Consider the following 18,038-nt stretch of genomic DNA (forward strand, 5'->3'; position numbering starts at 1 on the left):
CGACGGAGTCAAACCGATGACAGACGTACACCCCAACCTGCGCGCCTGGCTCGATCAGCTCAACGCCATGGTTGCCGAGCAAAAAGCCAGGGGCGTGGAAGCCACGCCCGACATGGTGCGGGACAGCCTGGCCGGCCTGACTGCCACCTTTGTCACCCGGGCGCCTGACCTGCCCCGGGTCCATGACGTACAGGTAGCCACCGCTGAAGGCGACGTTCCCGTTCGACTCTATGACCCCGAACCCGGTGTCGCCCGGCCTGTCATTCTGTTCTTCCACGGCGGCGGCCATATGGCCGGCAGCGTCGCGGTCTATGAACCCATTGCGCGCAAACTGGCCGAGGCCACAGGCCAGTTGGTGGTGTCGGTGGACTACCGGCTGGCGCCGGAAACCCCCTACCCGGGGGGCCTCAACGACTGCCTGAATGTGACGCGCCAAGTGTGGGATATACTGGAAACCGAGGACATTGCCTTCATCCGCCAGTTGGCCCTGGTCGGGGATTCCGGTGGCGCCACCTATGCCGCCACCATCAGCCATCAACTGGGCGGTGACACGAACCTTAACCTGACCCACCAGATGCTCATCTACCCGAGCCTGGATTACACACTGGAGCATCCATCCATCAGCGGACACGGTGAAGGCTACCTGCTGGAAGCGGAACGCATCCGCTGGTACTTCGACCACTATTTTGCCAGCGGAGAAGACCGGCGGACGGCATCACCGCTGCACATGCCGGTGCCGGAGGGTATGCCGGCCACCCTGGTGATCACGGCCGGCTACTGCCCGCTCCACGACGAAGGCGTGGCCTATGCCCGCAAGCTTCGGGAAGCCGGGATAGCCTGCGAACTCAGGGACTACCCGGACATGATCCACGCCTACCTGAATCTGGAGGACCTGGTGCCGCAGGCGTGTTCGGATACCTATCGCGCAATTGGCGCATTTCTGTCTCAGTAGTCGCCTCAGGCCCTCACCCCTTGGGGAGCCCTGTAGCGAAAGAATACGCATGCCGCGTAGACTCACCTGCTCAGTTGGGCTTCATGAAACCGAAAAAGCCAGATCAGGAGCCCCGATCTGGCTTTTTTCGTTCGGACTAACCCGGAAAATTGGTTCAGACCCGGCCAGGGCGAATTACCCGAGCCCTGGCAGGAACAGAATGATTTCGGGGAAGGTCATCAGCAGGAACAGCACGAACAGATCCATCATCAGGAACCAGAAGATGCCCCGGAAGACCTGGGCCGTCGTGACCAGGTTGCCTACCACACTCTTGATCACGAACACGTTCATGCCGATGGGCGGCGTGATCATACCCACCTCCAGCAACTTGGTCAGTACCACACCGAACCACAGCAGGCTGAGGCCCAGGTTATCAATGATTGGCAGCACGATCGGCAGGGTCAGCAACATGGCGCCGATGGGCTCCAGAAACATGCCCAACAGGATGTAGATAAGTACGATCGCCAGCAGGACCACTACCGCGCCGGCGTCCAGACCGATGATCCAGTCAGACAGGAAATCACCTGCCCCCGTAAGTGCCAGGAACCGCGTCAACAGGCTCGCACCCACCGCGATAATGATCAGGGCACTGGTCGTCAGGAGAGTTTCCAGAATGGCGTCCCGGAAGCGCACCCAGGTCAGGCTGCCCTTGATGCCTGCCACGATCAATGAAAGAAAGGCACCGACGGCGCCGGCTTCGGTGGGCGTGAAGATGCCACCGAACAGGCCACCGAAAATGCCGATCATGATCAGGATTACCGGCCAGGTGTCTTTCAGTGCCCAGACCTTGTCGGCAAAGGGAAAACTTTCATTGGTATCCGGGGCCAGCTCGGGCTTGAGTTTCACCCGTACCAGGATCACCGTGATGTAGCCGATCGCGGTGATGATCCCGGCGGAGATGCCCCCCAGGAACAGCCCGGTAATCGACTGCTGAGCGATAATGCCGTACAGGATCATGATGATGGACGGCGGTATCAACGCGCCGATGGTGCCTGCCACGGCCACCGTACCGGTCGCCAGTTCCGGGTTATAGCGGTACTTCACCATCTCCGGCACCGCAATACGGCCCATGGCCGCCGAGCAGGCCACCGACGAGCCGGACACCGCTGCAAACCCGGCAGAACCGAACACGGCGGCGATAGCCAGCCCACCGGGGATACCGGACAACCACATTCGCGCCGCCCGGAACATGCCCTGAGTGAGCTGGGTGTGATAACAGATGAAACCCAGCAAAAGGAACATGGGTACCGAACTGAGCACCCAGTTGGCGGCAAACTGGTAGGGCACGATGCCAATGGAACCCCAGGCAACATTGAAGCCCATCAGATACCACAAGCCGCCGAAGGAAACCCCGATCAGCGTAACGCCAATAGGAATGCGCAGCGCAATCAGGAAAATAATCAAGCCAAGACCGGTGAGGCCAATCTGAACATCACTCATTGTTGTTATCTCTCATCAGTCCGGGTCGAGTTCGTCGGCTTTGGCGCGATCCGTATCAAGGCCGCTTTCGCCTGGCAGGAAACCGTTGATCAACTTGTACAACACCACCAGGGTCATCAGGCCAGCGCCCAGGGGCAGCATGTAATAGGTTATCCAGATGGGAATGTCCGAGTTGCCCTGCACAATGGACGCACCCATGGCGCGCTTGCTTTCGGCCTCGCCAAACGTCCGCACCGCCAGGAAGCTGAACACCACCAGCGAGCACAGCATTGCCAGGCGTTCCAGATTGTTGCGCATCCAGGCCGGCATGTGCTCGGTAATCACCTCAACCGAGATGTGAGCATCCTTCTGCTCGGCGAATGCCAGGGGAACAAAGGCCGCAATGGACATGTAGTAATAGGAAACAATGGTGATGGTGCCGGGAATAGGCGCATTGAAGAAATAGCGCCCGATCACATCGAAGGTGATGTGGAACATCATCAGTGCGATAGCGAGACCACCGATGATCGAGATCAGGTTGGTTATATTTGACAGAAACCGACCGATTGCAAACATCCTGCAACCTCCTGCCCAGTGGGGGCTCATTGTTATTGTGTGCCTGGTTGCGGTGCTAGTGCGGGCGGCTGTCAAGGGCCACCCGCACTGTCATCAGAGCCGCTCAATAATGGTGACGTTGGCCATGCCACCACCTTCACACATGGTTTGCAGGCCATAACGCCCGCCACGGTCATGCAGGGCGTGAACCAGGGTAGTCATGAGCTTGGTACCGGATGCGCCCAGAGGATGACCCAGAGCTATGGCGCCGCCGTTCACATTGAGGCGATCAGGATCCGCACCTGTTTCCTTCAACCAGGCCAGGGGTACCGGCGCGAAAGCCTCGTTAACCTCGAACAGGTCGATATCGTTAATGCTCATGCCACTCTTTTCCAGGGCCTGTCGGGTCGCCGGAATCGGAGCCTCCAGCATGATTACCGGGTCGTGACCGATAACGCTCATGTGATGAATACGGGCCAGGGGCTCCACGCCCAGCTTTTTCAGCCCTTTTTCGTTGACAATCATCACTGCGGTGGCACCGTCACAGATCTGGCTGGCCACGGCGGCGTTGATCACACCGCCTTCCTGCAGCAGCTTGACGCCGGCAATGCCTTCCAGGGTGGCGTCAAAACGGATGCCTTCATCAACCCGGTGCATCTCGTCCAGCACGGTGCCATCCTGAAACCTGGCCTGCAGCGGCAGGATTTCCTTGTCAAACCTCCCCGCCTCGGTGGCTGCAATGGCACGTTTGTGGCTTCCCAGTGCAAAGCGGTGGAGATCGTCAGCCGACTGGCCGTACTTCTTGGCGATCATTTCCGCACCCATGAACTGGCTGAATTCGATGTCCGGATACCGTTCCTTGATCTTCGGCCCCATGTAATGCTCGGCTATGCCAGCCTTCTGAGCCAGGGCCACTGGCGAGAACATGGGCGTGCGACTCATGCTTTCCACGCCGGATGCGATCACGATGTCCTGAAAGCCAGACATCACGGCCTGTGCAGCAAAGTGAGCGGCCTGCTGCGAGCTGCCACACTGGCGGTCGATGGATGTGCCGGGAACGGACTCCGGCAGCTTTGACGCCAGCACGGCGTTGCGGGCTACGTTGGTGGCCTGCTCGCCAATCTGGCTGACACAGCCCATGATCACGTCGTCGATAAGTTTGGGATCGGCCTTGGCCTTGTCCACCACGTCGTTCAGTACTTCCGCCGCCAGATCGGTGGCGTGCCACCCGGAAAGTCGGCCACCCCGGCGGCCACCGGCGGTGCGGGTTGCGGCTACGATATATGCTTCTGCCATGTCTGGATCCTCGTTTCGGCCGCCCTGCGGCGCTATTGATTCAGGTACAGTCCGACCAGATCAGGGTCGGATTGTGCCGGAGAGTGGGACGCCATTCTTGCGTTCACACACTACTCCGGCGTCGTCGGAAGCGACGAAATGCGTTTTCCGACTCTTATCGGGGCGCCATGCGGATGGCACCGTCCAGGCGAACGCTCTCACCATTGAAGTAACCATTACTCACCATTAACTCAACCAGAGAGGCGATCTCATCCGGCTCACCCAGTCGCTTGGGGAAAGGCACTGACGCCGCCAGAGCGTCCTTGACGTTGTCCGGCAGGCCACTCATCAGCGGAGTATTGATAAGGCCCGGCATGATAGTATTGACCCGGATACCGTCGTTCATCAGGTCCCGGGCCATGGGCAGGGTCATCCCCACCACGCCCGCCTTGGAGGCAGAGTAGGCTGCCTGACCGACCTGGCCATCCTGGGCGGCAACCGATGAAATATTGACGATGGCGCCCCGCTCGCCGTCCTGCAGCCCATCCAGCTCCAGCATACCGGCAGCCGACTTCGCCGCACAACGGAAGCTGCCGATCAGATTGATCTGGATAAGCTTCTCGAATTCCGACAGTGGAAAGTGCTTTACCTCACCGGTCTTCTTGTCCCGGCTGGCAGTCTTGTGGGCGTTGCCGGTACCTGCGCAGTTTATCAGGATCCGCTCCTGACCGATGGCTGCCCGCGCCTTTTCCAGGCCTGCATCCACGGTCTCTTCGGAGGTTACGTCCACTTTGCAGAATACCCCGCCCAACTCGGAGGCGATGGCCTCACCGCGCTCCTCATTGAAATCGAAGATCGCAACCTTGACGCCGGAAGCGGCCAGTCGGCGGGCCACTGCCTCGCCAATACCCGAGGCCCCGCCGGTGACCACCGCACTGATAGAAGAGTCGAGCTTCATAGGGTTTCCTTTTTATCCAGGTATCTGTTGGTCCAGCAGTGTGTCAGAACCTGTTCTGGCTTGTGGATCGAACGCACCACTGCATGCTTTCATCACAGGTTAGGGGCTGCGCGGACCCGCGGCATCGTCGTATCCGACGAATTGGGGGACAGGGGCCTTCCTGAGAAATATGCGTTATTCACAGGGTTGATTTGTAAGCATTTCCACCAGCAAAGCGATACTTGCGGGCCACTCGGAAGTCAGCATAGACTGTTGTCCTTGTGGAAGGCATCGCACCCACATAACAAAAGATGCCTCCACCATAGAGAATAAGGACAAGTTAGCAATGGCAGGCGCTTCACCCAACCGGGTTCTGATGACCAGCAAGCTCAATCCGCCCACGTCCAGGGCGGCGCAGGTTCCCCGTACCTGCGTGGTTGACAAGGTACTGTCGGCCTCTGCTGCCCGCCTGGTGCTGGTCCGCGCTCCCGCCGGGTTCGGCAAGACTACCGTGATGAGCCAGTGCATGGGCCGCATGGAAGAACAGGGCATGGTGACGGCCTGGCTGACCCTGGACGATGCCGACAACGATGTTTCCCGCTTCCTCTGGTACCTCAATGCCGCCGTATCAAGACTTACAGAAGATGGCAAGGAGCCGCCCTCCACCCCGTATGATCGTGCCTTTACCTCCACAGGCGACGCTGCTCTTGATATCGTGGCGCGTCTGTCAGAACACCAGTCGGCTTTTGCCCTGTTTCTGGATGATTTCGAACGGGTCCAGGACTCTGCGGTACTGGGTCTGATCCGAGAGATCGTCGAGCACCTGCCCAGACGGGGACAGTTCATCATTGGCACCCGCAACCTGCCGGAACTTGGCCTTGGCCGGCTGAGGGCCCGGGGTCAGCTGCTGGAAATCGATGCCCGACAGCTGCGTTTCTCGATGGATGAAACGACGGACTTTCTAATATCCCGCCGCCAGCTGGCACTGACCCAGGAAGATCTGCTGCGAATCCACGACCGCACGGAAGGCTGGGTGACCGCCCTCTGGCTGGCATCACTGGCCCTGGAAGGCCACGACTCGCCAGAAACCTTTATCGAGCGTTTTTCCGGAGCCAACCAGACCATTTCCGATTACCTGGCCTATGACGTGCTGGCATTGCAACCGGAACCGGTGCGCGAGTTTCTCCTGCACACCAGCATCCTGCGGCACCTTAACGTTTCCATCTGCCAGGCGCTGTTGCCCCATACCAACGCCAGGGCCATGCTGTCACACCTGGCCAACAGTCACACCTTCCTGACGCCGCTGGACAACGACGATCAGACCTATCGTTACCACAGTCTTTTTGCGGAGTTCCTCAAGTCTCAGCTGAATGCCGAACACCCGGAAGAAATTCCCCGACTTCATCTCGCCGCATCACGGTGGTACGAACAGGAAAACCGGCCAGTACCTGCCATTGACCACGCCCTTGAAAGTGGCGATTACCAGCGTGCACTCAGCCTGTTACGAGGTCATGCAGCCAACCTGCTTTCTCAGGGGCGCATGCGGCTGCTGTCCAGATGGTTCAGCATCATTCCGCCCGAGCGCCTGAAGCAGGATGAAGAGCTGCAGATGACCTGGGTCTGGGCCCTTTGCTTTACCCGAGGCCCCACTGAAGCCCTGGAAATGCTGGAGGAAACCGGGCTGGAACAGTCCACCAATCCGCAGATCCGTCCCCACGTCATGGCCATCCGGCCACTGACCCTGTCCATGATGGACCAGCAGGAGGAGGCGATCGAAATCGGGGAACTGGGCCTGCCGGAGCTGCCCACCTGCCAACCTTTCGCAGATATGGCCCTGATCAACTCCATGGCCAGCAGCTATTCAGTGATGGGTCTGTACAACAAGGCCCGTCAACTGCTGGACTTTGCACGGGATGCGCAAGGCACTTACGCCAGCGCGTTCAATGTGATGTATTCGGAAACAGTGGAAGGCATCATCGACATGCAGGAGGGCCGCCAGCGCCAGGCGGCTGCACGCTTTCGCCTGGCCGTGGGGGCAACCCGCGAAGCATCCTCGTTCAGCCAGGCCAATGGCAATGCGTGGGCAGGCGTGCTCCATGCCGGAGCCATCTACGAGCAGAATCAGCTGGACCTGGCCGCACGACTACTCCACGTCTACGGCCCCCTGGCCCGGGATGTGGGCCTGCCAGATCATATGTTGCTGAGCGATATCATGCTGGCACGAATCGCCTTTTCCAGGGGCGAAATCGATCAGGCCTTTCGCATTCTCACCGAACTGGAACACCTGGGTCATATCCGCAACCTGAGTCGCGTGGTGGCCACCACGCGCCTGGAGCGTTCCCGGCTGCTCCTGCTGCAAAGGCGGTTTGACGCTGCACGCCAGGAGCTGGACCGGGCCGGAGATGCTGAACTATGGCAGCGGGTGCAGACCCTGAGGCTGCCGGCCAACGATCTTGAGTATCGGGAGTTGGCGGAAATCCGCATGGACATAGTCGCCGGCCATCCGGAGAAAGCTTTGGAGGATATTGAGCGGGAACTCGCTTACGCAAACGATGAACAACGTTTCCGACGGGCCCTTATGCTGAAACTCCTGAAAGCAATCGCCCTTCACAAGAACACACGATCGCAGGAAGCCATGACGGTGATGGGCGATGTGCTGCACGTCGCATCGTCGGAGGGCTATTTGCGGTTGCTGGTGGATGAAGGCGCCGCTGCGGGTGCACTGGTCCTGCTTTTCTCCCAGAACCAGAAGGAAGGTAGTGAGCGTACCGACCCGATACTGGCCAGCTACGTACAATCTTTGCTGGATGCCTTCGGACCGGAAATCCAGGAACCAGCGGCAGCGCCGGAGCCCGAGAACACCCTGCTCGATCCCCTCACACGCAAGGAAATCCGGGTGCTGCAGCTGCTGTCGGAAGGCTATTCAAACAGCGCTATGGCGGAGAAACTGTTTGTCTCCGACAGCACGGTCCGCACTCATCTGCGGAACATCAATTCCAAGCTCAACGCCAGCAGCCGGACCCAGGCGGTGGCCATTGCCCGCAGACTGGGGATTGTTTAACGGCATTTACTGACAAGGCTTTTTAGCCACGGAATCCATATATGGATTCCGTGGCCAGGCATTTACTGGCACCGAACCTACAGAGACCGCGAGATCACCTCTTTCATGATCTCGTTGGTACCGCCGTAAATCCGCTGAATGCGAGCATCGGTGTACATGCGTCCAATCATGTACTCGTTCATGTAGCCATAGCCACCGAACAACTGCAGACATTCGTCGACCACCCGGCACTGGTTCTCGCTGCCCCAGAGCTTGGCCATCGACGCTTTGGTGGTGTCCAGTTTTCCTTCCAGCATGTCTCCGACGCACTCGTCGACAAAGGCACGGCCCACCTTGATGGTGGTGGCAATTTCAGCCAGCTTGAACCTGGTATTCTGGAAGTCAGCAATGGGCTGACCAAAGGCGGTGCGCTCGCGTACATAATCCAGGGTTGCCCGGTAAGCCCCCTCCATGGCGGCCTGGGCACCAACGCCGATAAACAGACGCTCGTAAGGCAGATCCCCCATCAGCTGGAAGAACCCCTTGCCCTCAACACCTCCGAGCAACTGGCCTTCATGGACACGGACATCTTCGAAGAAGAGCTCCGCGGTGTCCTGAGCCTTCAAGCCGATCTTGTCCAGGACACGACCCACCTGGTAACCCGGCTGGTTTTCGGTCTCCACGACCATGATGGATATGCCCTTTGCGCCCTGGCTGGTATCCGTTTTCACGCACACCAGCACCACACCGGCCAGAAAGCCGTTGGAAATGAAGGTCTTCGAGCCATTGATTACATAGTGATCGCCATCTTTCCTGGCATGTGTGCGAATGCTCTGCAGGTCCGACCCGGTACCGGGCTCGGTCATGGCGATGGCTCCCACCAGTTCACCCCGGGCCATACGCGGCAGATATTTTTCCTTCTGCTCATCGGTACCGTGGTTGAGGAAATAATGGGCCACAATGCTGTGAACGGAATGATTCAGACCTGTCAGTCCGCGTTTGCCCATCTCTTCGGCAACCACCGCTTCATGACGGAAATCACCGCCAGCACCGCCGTACTGCTCGGGAATATCAGTGCACAGCAGGCCCATTTCACCGACCTTGCGCCACATTTCATGGCCCACATGGCCCTGTTTGCGGGCTTCTTCATCATGGGGTGCCACTTCGGCTTCCAAGAAACGACCCACGTTATCACGGAACATGGACAGTTCTTCGTCCTGCCAGCTCGGTGTCAGATCAATCGACATAATAGTGTCCTCGGTTCATAAAAACGGTTCACAGGGAGCGGATCAGATCATCCGGCACTCCCCACCTGGAGAGAATGCCGGTAGCATCTTCCTGCGGCGCAGTCGGTGCCTCCGGCGTATCCGAAGGAGTCCGACTGAAGCGTGGTGCCGGCGCGGGCTGGGTAAAGCCACCCGACTCCACGAAGGTATTGCGGGCCTGGTTATGGGGGTGCAGGGGCGCCTCGTCCCAGTCCAGCACCGGCGCAAAGCAGGCATCGGTACCTTCCAGGATCTCACACCACTCGTCACGGGTGCGGGTGCGAAACACATCCGCCAGTTTCAACTTGAGCATGGGCCAGCGGCGAGGGTCCATCTGAGGCTGGAAGGCCTGCTGGTCCAGTCCACAGCGCTCAAGCAACTCGGCGTAGAATTTTGGTTCGATGGCGCCTACCGCTACATACCTCCCGTCAGCGCAGGTGTAGACGTCGTAGAAGTGGGCGCCACCATCCAGCATGTTCTCACCCCGATTGTTACTCCACTGCCCGGCCGCCCTGAAACCGTACATCATGGAAGACAGCAGGGCAGCGCCGTCGGTCATGGCGGCGTCCACCACCTGCCCCTTTCCAGAGCCGGTCGCCTCCAGCATTGCGGCCAGCACGCCCACGGTTAACAGCATGCCGCCGCCACCAAAATCTCCTACCAGATTCAGCGGGACCACCGGCGGCTCATCGGCACGACCAATAGCGTGCAGGGCGCCACTGATGGCGATGTAATTCATGTCATGACCAGCGGCGTGAGCCAAAGGGCCATGCTGCCCCCAACCGGTCATGCGACCATAGACCAGTGCCGGATTGCGCGTCATGCATTCATCCGGGCCCAGCCCTATTTTTTCCATCACACCCGGGCGAAAGCCTTCAATCAGTGCGTCGGCTTTTTCAAGCAGCGCCAGTACCGCCTCTACGCCTTCCGGCTTCTTCAGGTCGAGACACACCGAAGTGCGATTCCGGGACAGAATGTCATATTTCCAGGCGCCGTCTTTGCCGGCGCCCGGCCGGTCGATGCGGATGACCTCGGCTCCCATATCCGCCAGCATCATGCCGCAGAATGGCGCCGGGCCCAAGCCAACCATTTCGATCACTCGCTTGCCAGTCAGTGGACCTGCCATTGTTTCCTCACATTACCTTCGATACCAGGTGAACCGGGCCAACTCGGTGACCCGGTCAATAAAGGGCCAGCGCCGCTTGTCAGAGCCCGTGCTTCGACACATCCACTTTTGCGAAAATTTCGTCGTAGTAGATCTCCGCAAGCTGATCCGCACTTTCAACGCCCTGCACCAGATCAACCCACTTGTCGAGCAACACTGCAAACTCGTCCAGCATCTCTTTACCCCGTTCAACGCCGTGGCGCTCCTGGTAATAGCCCACGATCGTTTCCAGATCTTCTTTCACGAACGCTTCGGTTGCTTCATGGAATTCCTTCGAGGCGTTGTGGATGTTGCCACCACTTTCACGTACCGCTTCCAGGGCTTCATCCTGGGTCTGTTCGTAACGCCATGGCGTAATGGCCGTAAGATAGGCGCCTGCACGGAGCATGGCCCGGCGCTGATCCTCGGACAGCGACCGCCACACATCCTGGTTGACGCTGGCACCGCTGGAGCCGGCGTAGATACCTCCGGGCAGATCCACAGTCACGTCAGTAACCACTTCGGTGAGATTCAGGTTGGTGATTTCAGGCAGTGACGAAATGGTGCAGTCCAGGACGCCCTGACTGAGACCTTCACGAATTTCGCTTATGGTCATGGACACTGAGGAGCCGCCGAATTCCGACACCCAGCGGGACCAGTGGGACCCTGCGACCCGCATGCGCAAGCCCTCAAGATCTGCCGGCTCCACTACAGGTTCGTTGCATACCATGCCATAGCCGCTGCTGGCCACATTGCCCGTGTACACATGATTCTGGGCGGCAAGTTCCTGCATGCATTCGGGGCAATTGAAGAAAAGAAACTCCGTGACAGCCCCTTCGAAGGCATAGGTACCCATTCCGTTAAGCCGGTCACGATCGATGAGGTTCACCTGCATGGCAGATTCGTTGATCAGGTTGATATGAGGAAACTGGGCGGGAAAGTACACGGTCAGCAGGTAACCCACATCCGCCATACCGTCCCGTACACCCGCAGACACCTCGGAAGCACTCAGCAATGACATGGCAAAAATCTTGGCCGTGAGATCTCCGTCGGAGTATTCCTCCAGCTTGTCGGCCCATTCATGCACGGCCTTGTCGGCTTCCGAGCCGGCCGGATAGACCGATGCATAGGATAGTGTTCGGGCCTGGGCCGGCGCGGCCAGCAGCGCGGCAGTGAGAATGGATGCGGATACACCGCCGAGGGATAACAGGGATTTACGCGAAATCATGTGGACCTCCTGATCTTTTTGTTGTTGTACCGGTATCGGGGCAACGTAGTCTCAAGATCAGTGTAGGTAGCCACCAGGGGCCTCACCATCGTCGGAACCGACGAACTGTTCACAGTAGCCAGTCCGTGTCCGACGATGGCATCTATCCGCTACAGACGGAGTTTTTCCAACTGCTCCCGGATGTTATCGGTTATTGGTGCCGGCCGGTTGGTCGCCAGGTTCACCACCACCATAACGCTGTTGCCAATGGCGTGGACGCCGTGACGGCTCTGGGCACCACCGGTCAGATGGAACGATGTGTTACCCACATGGCTCACTCCGGTTACCAGCTCCACAGGGGTGGAACTCGGACGGTAGTGGCCGTAGGTAACGTCCAGGGCAGCAATCAACAGACCCAGGCCACCCATTTCGACACTCTGGAGAGTGCCAAACCGGGCCTGTTCCATATAGCGGGCAATCGCCGCTTCACTACGCTGGCTGTCGGCATCCAGGTCAGCATAACGAGGGGTCAGCTCCCGGTGAACGGGAAACCGGGAGAAATCGTCGGCGTACTGGCTGTAACCTTCGTCGGGCATGGCAACCGGATCAGCATCCACATCCGCCCGAAAGCTGCTGTAGATATGCTCCGGCAGGGCCACGCGCTCATGGTTCAGGAAGGCACCCAACCAGACGTCCTGAATGCCCACAAGCTCATCGTTCTGGTGCAACTCGGTGCGCATATGGAGCCTGTCGTGATCAGCACCCGACACTGTCACCACAAAGTCTATGTTGCTGCCGTAGAAGCTCATTGCGTTGAACTGGGTAATCGCCCGCAAAGGCCGCAGCCGCTCAGTGTCAGAAAACCAGGCGTCCGGCCCGAAACGTTTGACCAGCGCCTGCATCCGGGCCTCAATATGCAGCTGATACGCCCGTGAATTGTTCACATGGCGCCAGGTGTCCTGGTCGGTATAACGGGGGGTCAGGATGCCGCGGAATACGGCACCGGGTTGTGATTCTGCATTCATGATGTGACGGAATTCCTGTAAACAATTGGATCTCAAGCATCCATATTCCCACCCGGTTTCGCAACCTGCTTCGTCGTAAGCGACGATTGCCAACCGGTCCGGCGGGCGCCACCATGGCTTGATTGATAATGCCACAAGAAACACTCCACCAGGGAGAACCGTCCATGAGAAGCAAGGCCAGCACCGTTACCGAAGCCGTCGATACCCGTATGTCAGTGCGCGGTTTTACCGACCAGCCCGTAGACGGCGCCGTTATCCGCCGGGTGCTGGAAAAGGCCGCACGATCACCCTCCGGCGGGAACGTCCAGCCATGGCAACTCTATGTCGTGGGCGGCGACGACCTCAAAGCCTTCAAGGAGCTCATGGCCACCCGGGTGCAGGAGGCGCCAAAGGGCGAGGACCCGGAATACAATGTCTACCCCCAGGGCCTGAAGGCGCCCTACCGGGACTATCGCTTCCAGGTGGGGGAAGACATGTACGGGCTGCTGGGCATCCCCCGGGAAGACAAAGCCGCCCGCATGGGCTGGTTTGCCCGCAACTACCAGTTCTTTGGTGCTCCGCTGGCGCTGTTCTGCTATGTGGACCGGCAGATGGGCCCGCCCCAGTGGTCGGACCTGGGTATGTTCCTGCAGACGGTCATGCTGCTGCTTCGCGAGGAGGGCCTGGACTCATGCGCACAGGAATGCTGGAGTCTGTATCACCAAACCCTGAAGGAATTCCTCGATCCTCAAGAAGACCTCATGCTGTTTACCGGCATGTCCATCGGTTACATGGATGAAGATGACCCGGTTAACCAGCTCCGCACCCGCCGCGCCTCATTGGACGAATTCGCCCGCTTCCGGGGTATCTGAGACAGCCACCGACCACCACCAGCCCCGCTTCGTCGGTTCGGACGACGACAGCGGGGCTTGGTCACGCTATTTCTGACAGCAGCATTCAGACAGCAGGAGGAAAACACATGTCCGGACTTTCCGCCGAACTCAAACAGGTTTTCAAGGAACACGGTGACCAGGCCCGCCCGGTCAATCAGGCCGCGGTATTGGGCGCCGGAATCATGGGCGGGGGTATCACCATTACCAATGCCGCTCACGGTGTGCCGGTAATCATGAAGGACATCGCCCAGGAGCAACTGGACCTGGGCATGAAAACCGCGTCCAGCCAGGTAGACCGGCTGATCAAGAAGGAGCAGATGACGCAGGAACAGGCGAGCCAGGTGCTGGCCACCATCGAGCCAACCCTGGAATACGAGGGCTTTGACAAGGTCGATGGTGTCATCGAAGCGGTGGTGGAAAACCTCGGCCTAAAGCACAAGGTACTGGACCAGCTGGAAGCCGTGGTCCACGACGACACCCTGATTGCCACCAATACTTCCAGCCTGCGCATTGACGATATCGGCCAGCACATGAAGCACCCGCAACGCTTCGTGGGTATGCACTTCTTCAACCCGGTGCCGGTCATGCCGCTGGTGGAGATCATTCAGGGTACCCGCACCTCTGACGAGTCCGTCTCCACTGCCGTCACCTGGGCCCTGAAAATGGGCAAGACACCGATCGTGGTACAGGACTGCCCCGGCTTCCTGGTGAACCGCATCCTGACAGCCTACACACGGGCGTTCCTGCAGCTGGTCGAAAAAGGCGCCGACTTTGAACATGTGGACAGATCCATGGAAGCCTTTGGCTGGCCCATGGGCCCGGCCTACCTGGAAGATGTGATCGGTATCGACACCGGTAGCCACGTCTCCGACGTAATCTCTGCCGGTTACCCGGAGCGCATGCCACATATCGAGAATGATGCCTTCCGGCTGATGAAATCGAAAGATCGCCTCGGCCAGAAGAACGGCAAGGGCTTCTACGAATACACGCCGGACGACAGCGGCCGACCCCAGAAGCATTCCAGCGCCGAAGCCCACGAGCTGCTGATGGAGATCCAGCCCGACGGCCAGAAGGATTTCAGTGTTGAGGAAATCCAGCAACGCATGATGCTGGCGATGATCACCGAAGCCGTACACTGCCTGGAAGACAAGGTCGTCAATTCCGCCGAAGAGCTGGATACAGCCCTGCTGATGGGCGTGGGCTTCCCCCGGGACAAGGGGGGCGCCATGCGCTATGCCGACAGCCTGGGCGCAAAGGCTATCCTGGAACAGTGTGAGCAGTACCGTCACCTGGGCATACAGTACGAACCAACTGCCACCATCCGCAAGCTGGCGGAAACCGGCGGCAGCTTCTACGACGAATTCCCCACGGGCAACTGACAGGAGACGCGGCCATGAGCTACGAACGCATTCATCTGGCCATTGAGGAAGGCATAGCCACCCTCACTCTGGACCAGCCCAAAACCATGAACGCCATGTCGGTGCCGCTTCAGGAGGAGGTTCGTGACGCCCTCCAGGAAATCAGAAGCCGCGATGACATCAAGGTACTGATTCTGACCGGAACCGGCAAAGCCTTCTGCTCCGGCGCCGATCTGGGCTCCATGAGCCCGGATTCCGACGGTCCCAGCCTGGGCATCCAGGTCAAGAACCTGATGGAAGACCTGTCCAACCCCATGGCCCTGGAACTGCGGGATCTGCCCTTCCCGGTGGTGTCGGCGGTCAACGGGGCCGCGGCCGGTGCCGGCGCCAGTATTGCCCTGGCGGCGGATATCGTGGTGGCGGGCAAGTCTGCCTACTTTCTGTTCCCGTTCATTCCCAAACTGGGCATCCTGCCCGATCTCGGCGCAACCTGGATCCTGCCACGACTGATCGGCCGCGCCAGAGCCATGGCGGTCAGCCTTCTGGGAGAACGCATGTACGGAGACGATGCGGTCCGGGACGGTCTGATCTGGAAAGCCGTGCCCGACGAGGACCTGCAATCCGAAGCCATCGCCATCGCAAGACGGCTGGCGGCGGGCCCCAATCACGCCGCTCCGGAACTGCGCCAGGCCTTCGACCGGGCTGATACCGCAACCCTCGCGGAACAGCTGGCCTATGAGGCTGAGCGTCAACAGGGGCTGATCGACAGTCCGACCTTTCAGGAAGGGGTAATGGCCTTTCTGGAAAAGCGGGAGCCCAGATTCTAGGGCCGTAACCAGAGGAGCTGGCCATGTGGAGCTTTGAGACAGACCCGGATTTCCAGCAGGAGCTGGACTGGATCAACCAGTTTGTCCGGGACGAGGTGGAGCCGCTGGACCATGTATTGGGCAGCCAGTGGAACATTCATGACCCGGAGTTTCAGCGCCTGGTAAGACCACTGCAGAAGCAGGTGCAGGAGCGCGGACTCTGGGCCTGCCATCTGGGACCGGAACTGGGCGGCAAGGGCTACGGCCAGCTCAAGCTGGCCCTGATGAACGAGCAGTTCGGCCGTTCCCGATTCGGCCCGATCGTATTCGGCTCCCAGGCCCCGGATACGGGCAACGCCGAAATACTTGCCCATTACGGCACCCCGGAACAGAAGAAACGGTTCCTCGACCCGCTGCTGGATAACGAGATCGTCTCCTGCTTTACCATGACCGAGCCCCAGGGCGGTGCCGATCCATTGGTGCTGGAAGCCTCGGCGGTCCGGGAAGACCACGAATGGGTGATCAACGGCGAGAAGTGGTTTGCCTCCAACGCCCGTTTCGCCAGCTTTTTCATCATCATGGCGGTGACCGACCCGGATGCGCCGCCCTATCGGCGGATGTCCATGTTCATCGTGCCGGCGGATACCCCGGGTATCGAAATTGTCCGCAATTACGGCTTTTATGGTGAGCCCCAGGACACCCACGCCCACCTGCGCTGGACGAGCGTCCGGGTGCCGGCCGAGAACATGCTGGGGGAACAGGGGGATGCCTTTGTGGTGGCACAGGTTCGCCTCGGCGGAGGTCGCATGCACCACGCCATGCGTACCCTGGCCCAGGCCACCCGGGCCTTCGACATGATGTGCGAGCGGGCGGTGTCACGCTTCACCAAGGGTGAGCAGCTGTCAAAGAAACAGATGGTGCAGGAAAAAATCGCCGACTCCTGGGTGGAGCTGCGCCAGTTCCGCCTGCTGATTCTGGAAACTGCCTGGCTGCTGGATCAGGGCCATGACTACAAGGCCACCCGCAAGAACATTGCGGCCGTGAAAACGGTCATGCCGCGGATCCTCAACGAGATTGCCGCCCGCGCCCTGCAGATCCATGGCTCACTGGGCATATCCCACGACATGCCTTTTGCCGAATGGATCATCAATTCCTTTCATGTGGGCCTGGCGGACGGGCCCACGGAAGTGCACAAGGTTACCGTCGCCCGGGAAGTCCTCAAGGCGGTACAACCGGCCGAGGGTCCATTCCCGGATTACCTGAAGTCCGAGCAGGTGCGCCGGGCCCGGGAAAAGTTCGGTCTCGACGGGGAGGGCTGAGCCATGTATGGAATCACTGAACTGAGCCGTTCACTGAAAGGTAGCCGGGCACTGGTGACCGGAGCCGCAAGCGGCATGGGGCGGGCGACCGCTGCCGTGTTTGCCAGCGAGGGAGCCCGGGGCGCGGTGACGGATTATGACGCTGACGGTGCCCGGTCTGTGGCGGAGGAACTCACCAACGCCGGCTATCAGGCCCAAGCCTGGCATCTGGATGTGAGCGATCTGCAAGCAATTCGTAATGTCGTTGCAGAAGTGGAAAAGGCCTTCGGCGGCCTTGATGTCCTGATCAACAACGCCGGTATCTCGGGGTTTGCAGCCATTGACGATGACCAGTACGACACCGTCTGGGACCGCTGTCTGTCGGTTCTGCTGACTGCGCAGCAACAGATGATACGGGCTGCTTTGCCCGCGCTTCGACAGTCATCGCACCCACGTATAGTGAACATTGCCTCCACCGAAGCCCTTGGTGCCACCGCGCAGGACAGCGCCTATGCCGCCGCCAAGGCTGGCGTCAGCGGACTGACCCGTGCTCTGGCCGTGGAGCTCGGGCCCGAAGGCATCACCGTGAACTGCATCTGCCCGGGGCCTATCGATACCGCCATGACCGCGTTCATCGAGCCGGAGCATAAGCAGGTTTTCGCCAAACGACGCACAGCATTACGCCGCTATGGCTTACCGGAGGAAGTCGCCCACGTAACGGTCAGCCTTTGCCTGCCGGCATCTTCTTATCTCACGGGAACCGTCATTCCGGTGGATGGCGGGCTGATGGCCAGAAATGCCTGAAGCTGCTCCCGCCTTCCAGAGATTGTGGAGGCGGGATTCGCA

At 59.6% G+C, this 18,038-nt stretch carries 15 protein-coding genes; 7 read left to right on the plus strand and 8 right to left on the minus strand.

Annotated features, from left to right (window positions below; genetic code table 11):
* Positions 1 to 16: 16 nt before the first annotated feature.
* Positions 17 to 952: an alpha/beta hydrolase gene (locus IE079_RS00920; RefSeq protein WP_189571467.1), complete on the plus strand. Its 936-nt coding sequence runs from the start codon at positions 17 to 19 to the stop codon at positions 950 to 952.
* Positions 953 to 1,126: 174 nt separating this feature from the next.
* On the opposite strand, the gene IE079_RS00925 is transcribed toward IE079_RS00920, so the two are convergent.
* The 4 genes from IE079_RS00925 to IE079_RS00940 form a co-directional block, all read right to left on the minus strand.
* Positions 1,127 to 2,431 carry a TRAP transporter large permease gene (locus tag IE079_RS00925; protein ID WP_189571470.1) on the minus strand — a complete coding sequence of 435 codons (1,305 nt, stop codon included), beginning with the start codon at positions 2,429 to 2,431 and terminating at the stop codon, positions 1,127 to 1,129.
* A 15-nt stretch (positions 2,432 to 2,446) separates the two neighbouring features.
* Positions 2,447 to 2,986: a TRAP transporter small permease gene (locus tag IE079_RS00930; protein WP_189571473.1), complete on the minus strand. Its 540-nt coding sequence runs from the start codon at positions 2,984 to 2,986 to the stop codon at positions 2,447 to 2,449.
* 93 nt (positions 2,987 to 3,079) lie between these two features.
* Positions 3,080 to 4,261, minus strand: a complete 1,182-nt coding sequence (locus tag IE079_RS00935) for an acetyl-CoA C-acetyltransferase (protein WP_189571476.1) — start codon at positions 4,259 to 4,261, stop codon at positions 3,080 to 3,082.
* Between the two features lie 154 nt (positions 4,262 to 4,415).
* Positions 4,416 to 5,198, minus strand: coding sequence for an SDR family NAD(P)-dependent oxidoreductase (locus IE079_RS00940; protein ID WP_189571479.1), 783 nt, complete (start codon positions 5,196 to 5,198; stop codon positions 4,416 to 4,418).
* 325 nt (positions 5,199 to 5,523) lie between these two features.
* On the opposite strand from IE079_RS00940, the gene IE079_RS00945 reads away from it, so the two are divergent.
* Positions 5,524 to 8,238: a winged helix-turn-helix domain-containing protein gene (locus tag IE079_RS00945; protein ID WP_189571482.1), complete on the plus strand. Its 2,715-nt coding sequence runs from the start codon at positions 5,524 to 5,526 to the stop codon at positions 8,236 to 8,238.
* A gap of 77 nt (positions 8,239 to 8,315) precedes the next feature.
* On the opposite strand, the gene IE079_RS00950 is transcribed toward IE079_RS00945, so the two are convergent.
* The 4 genes from IE079_RS00950 to IE079_RS00965 form a co-directional block, all read right to left on the minus strand.
* Positions 8,316 to 9,464: an acyl-CoA dehydrogenase family protein gene (locus IE079_RS00950; RefSeq protein ID WP_189571485.1), complete on the minus strand. Its 1,149-nt coding sequence runs from the start codon at positions 9,462 to 9,464 to the stop codon at positions 8,316 to 8,318.
* Between the two features lie 28 nt (positions 9,465 to 9,492).
* On the minus strand, positions 9,493 to 10,608 hold the full coding sequence (locus tag IE079_RS00955; protein ID WP_189571487.1) for a CaiB/BaiF CoA transferase family protein: 1,116 nt from the start codon (positions 10,606 to 10,608) through the stop codon (positions 9,493 to 9,495).
* A 79-nt stretch (positions 10,609 to 10,687) separates the two neighbouring features.
* On the minus strand, positions 10,688 to 11,854 hold the full coding sequence (locus tag IE079_RS00960; RefSeq protein WP_189571490.1) for a C4-dicarboxylate TRAP transporter substrate-binding protein: 1,167 nt from the start codon (positions 11,852 to 11,854) through the stop codon (positions 10,688 to 10,690).
* A gap of 149 nt (positions 11,855 to 12,003) precedes the next feature.
* The gene (locus tag IE079_RS00965; RefSeq protein WP_189571493.1) at positions 12,004 to 12,858 is read right to left on the minus strand and encodes a thioesterase family protein; all 855 of its coding nucleotides are present in this window, start codon (positions 12,856 to 12,858) and stop codon (positions 12,004 to 12,006) included.
* A gap of 164 nt (positions 12,859 to 13,022) precedes the next feature.
* On the opposite strand from IE079_RS00965, the gene IE079_RS00970 reads away from it, so the two are divergent.
* From IE079_RS00970 to IE079_RS00990, 5 genes are all read left to right on the plus strand, one after another.
* Entirely contained in the window at positions 13,023 to 13,709 is a 687-nt protein-coding gene (locus tag IE079_RS00970; RefSeq protein ID WP_189571496.1) for a nitroreductase, read from the plus strand.
* Between the two features lie 107 nt (positions 13,710 to 13,816).
* Entirely contained in the window at positions 13,817 to 15,109 is a 1,293-nt protein-coding gene (locus IE079_RS00975; RefSeq protein ID WP_189571499.1) for a 3-hydroxyacyl-CoA dehydrogenase NAD-binding domain-containing protein, read from the plus strand.
* A 14-nt stretch (positions 15,110 to 15,123) separates the two neighbouring features.
* The gene (locus tag IE079_RS00980; protein WP_189571502.1) at positions 15,124 to 15,915 is read left to right on the plus strand and encodes an enoyl-CoA hydratase-related protein; all 792 of its coding nucleotides are present in this window, start codon (positions 15,124 to 15,126) and stop codon (positions 15,913 to 15,915) included.
* 23 nt (positions 15,916 to 15,938) lie between these two features.
* Entirely contained in the window at positions 15,939 to 17,213 is a 1,275-nt protein-coding gene (locus IE079_RS00985) for an acyl-CoA dehydrogenase family protein (protein WP_189571506.1), read from the plus strand.
* Between the two features lie 3 nt (positions 17,214 to 17,216).
* Positions 17,217 to 17,996: an SDR family NAD(P)-dependent oxidoreductase gene (locus tag IE079_RS00990; protein ID WP_189571509.1), complete on the plus strand. Its 780-nt coding sequence runs from the start codon at positions 17,217 to 17,219 to the stop codon at positions 17,994 to 17,996.
* The last annotated feature ends 42 nt before the right edge of the window (positions 17,997 to 18,038 follow it).

It is taken from the genome of Marinobacter zhanjiangensis (assembly GCF_014651935.1).
In the GTDB taxonomy this organism is placed as follows: Bacteria; Pseudomonadota; Gammaproteobacteria; order Pseudomonadales; family Oleiphilaceae; genus Marinobacter; species Marinobacter zhanjiangensis.

Coding starts and splice junctions, on each gene's coding strand:
- IE079_RS00945 (WP_189571482.1), top strand. CDS start 5,524: ATGGCAGGCGCTTCACCCAACCGGGTTCTGATGACCAGCAAGCTCAAT.
- IE079_RS00940 (WP_189571479.1), bottom strand. CDS start 5,198: ATGAAGCTCGACTCTTCTATCAGTGCGGTGGTCACCGGCGGGGCCTCG.
- IE079_RS00935 (WP_189571476.1), bottom strand. CDS start 4,261: ATGGCAGAAGCATATATCGTAGCCGCAACCCGCACCGCCGGTGGCCGC.
- IE079_RS00925 (WP_189571470.1), bottom strand. CDS start 2,431: ATGAGTGATGTTCAGATTGGCCTCACCGGTCTTGGCTTGATTATTTTC.
- IE079_RS00920 (WP_189571467.1), top strand. CDS start 17: ATGACAGACGTACACCCCAACCTGCGCGCCTGGCTCGATCAGCTCAAC.
- IE079_RS00960 (WP_189571490.1), bottom strand. CDS start 11,854: ATGATTTCGCGTAAATCCCTGTTATCCCTCGGCGGTGTATCCGCATCC.
- IE079_RS00975 (WP_189571499.1), top strand. CDS start 13,817: ATGTCCGGACTTTCCGCCGAACTCAAACAGGTTTTCAAGGAACACGGT.
- IE079_RS00970 (WP_189571496.1), top strand. CDS start 13,023: ATGAGAAGCAAGGCCAGCACCGTTACCGAAGCCGTCGATACCCGTATG.
- IE079_RS00955 (WP_189571487.1), bottom strand. CDS start 10,608: ATGGCAGGTCCACTGACTGGCAAGCGAGTGATCGAAATGGTTGGCTTG.
- IE079_RS00990 (WP_189571509.1), top strand. CDS start 17,217: ATGTATGGAATCACTGAACTGAGCCGTTCACTGAAAGGTAGCCGGGCA.
- IE079_RS00985 (WP_189571506.1), top strand. CDS start 15,939: ATGTGGAGCTTTGAGACAGACCCGGATTTCCAGCAGGAGCTGGACTGG.
- IE079_RS00930 (WP_189571473.1), bottom strand. CDS start 2,986: ATGTTTGCAATCGGTCGGTTTCTGTCAAATATAACCAACCTGATCTCG.
- IE079_RS00980 (WP_189571502.1), top strand. CDS start 15,124: ATGAGCTACGAACGCATTCATCTGGCCATTGAGGAAGGCATAGCCACC.
- IE079_RS00950 (WP_189571485.1), bottom strand. CDS start 9,464: ATGTCGATTGATCTGACACCGAGCTGGCAGGACGAAGAACTGTCCATG.
- IE079_RS00965 (WP_189571493.1), bottom strand. CDS start 12,858: ATGAATGCAGAATCACAACCCGGTGCCGTATTCCGCGGCATCCTGACC.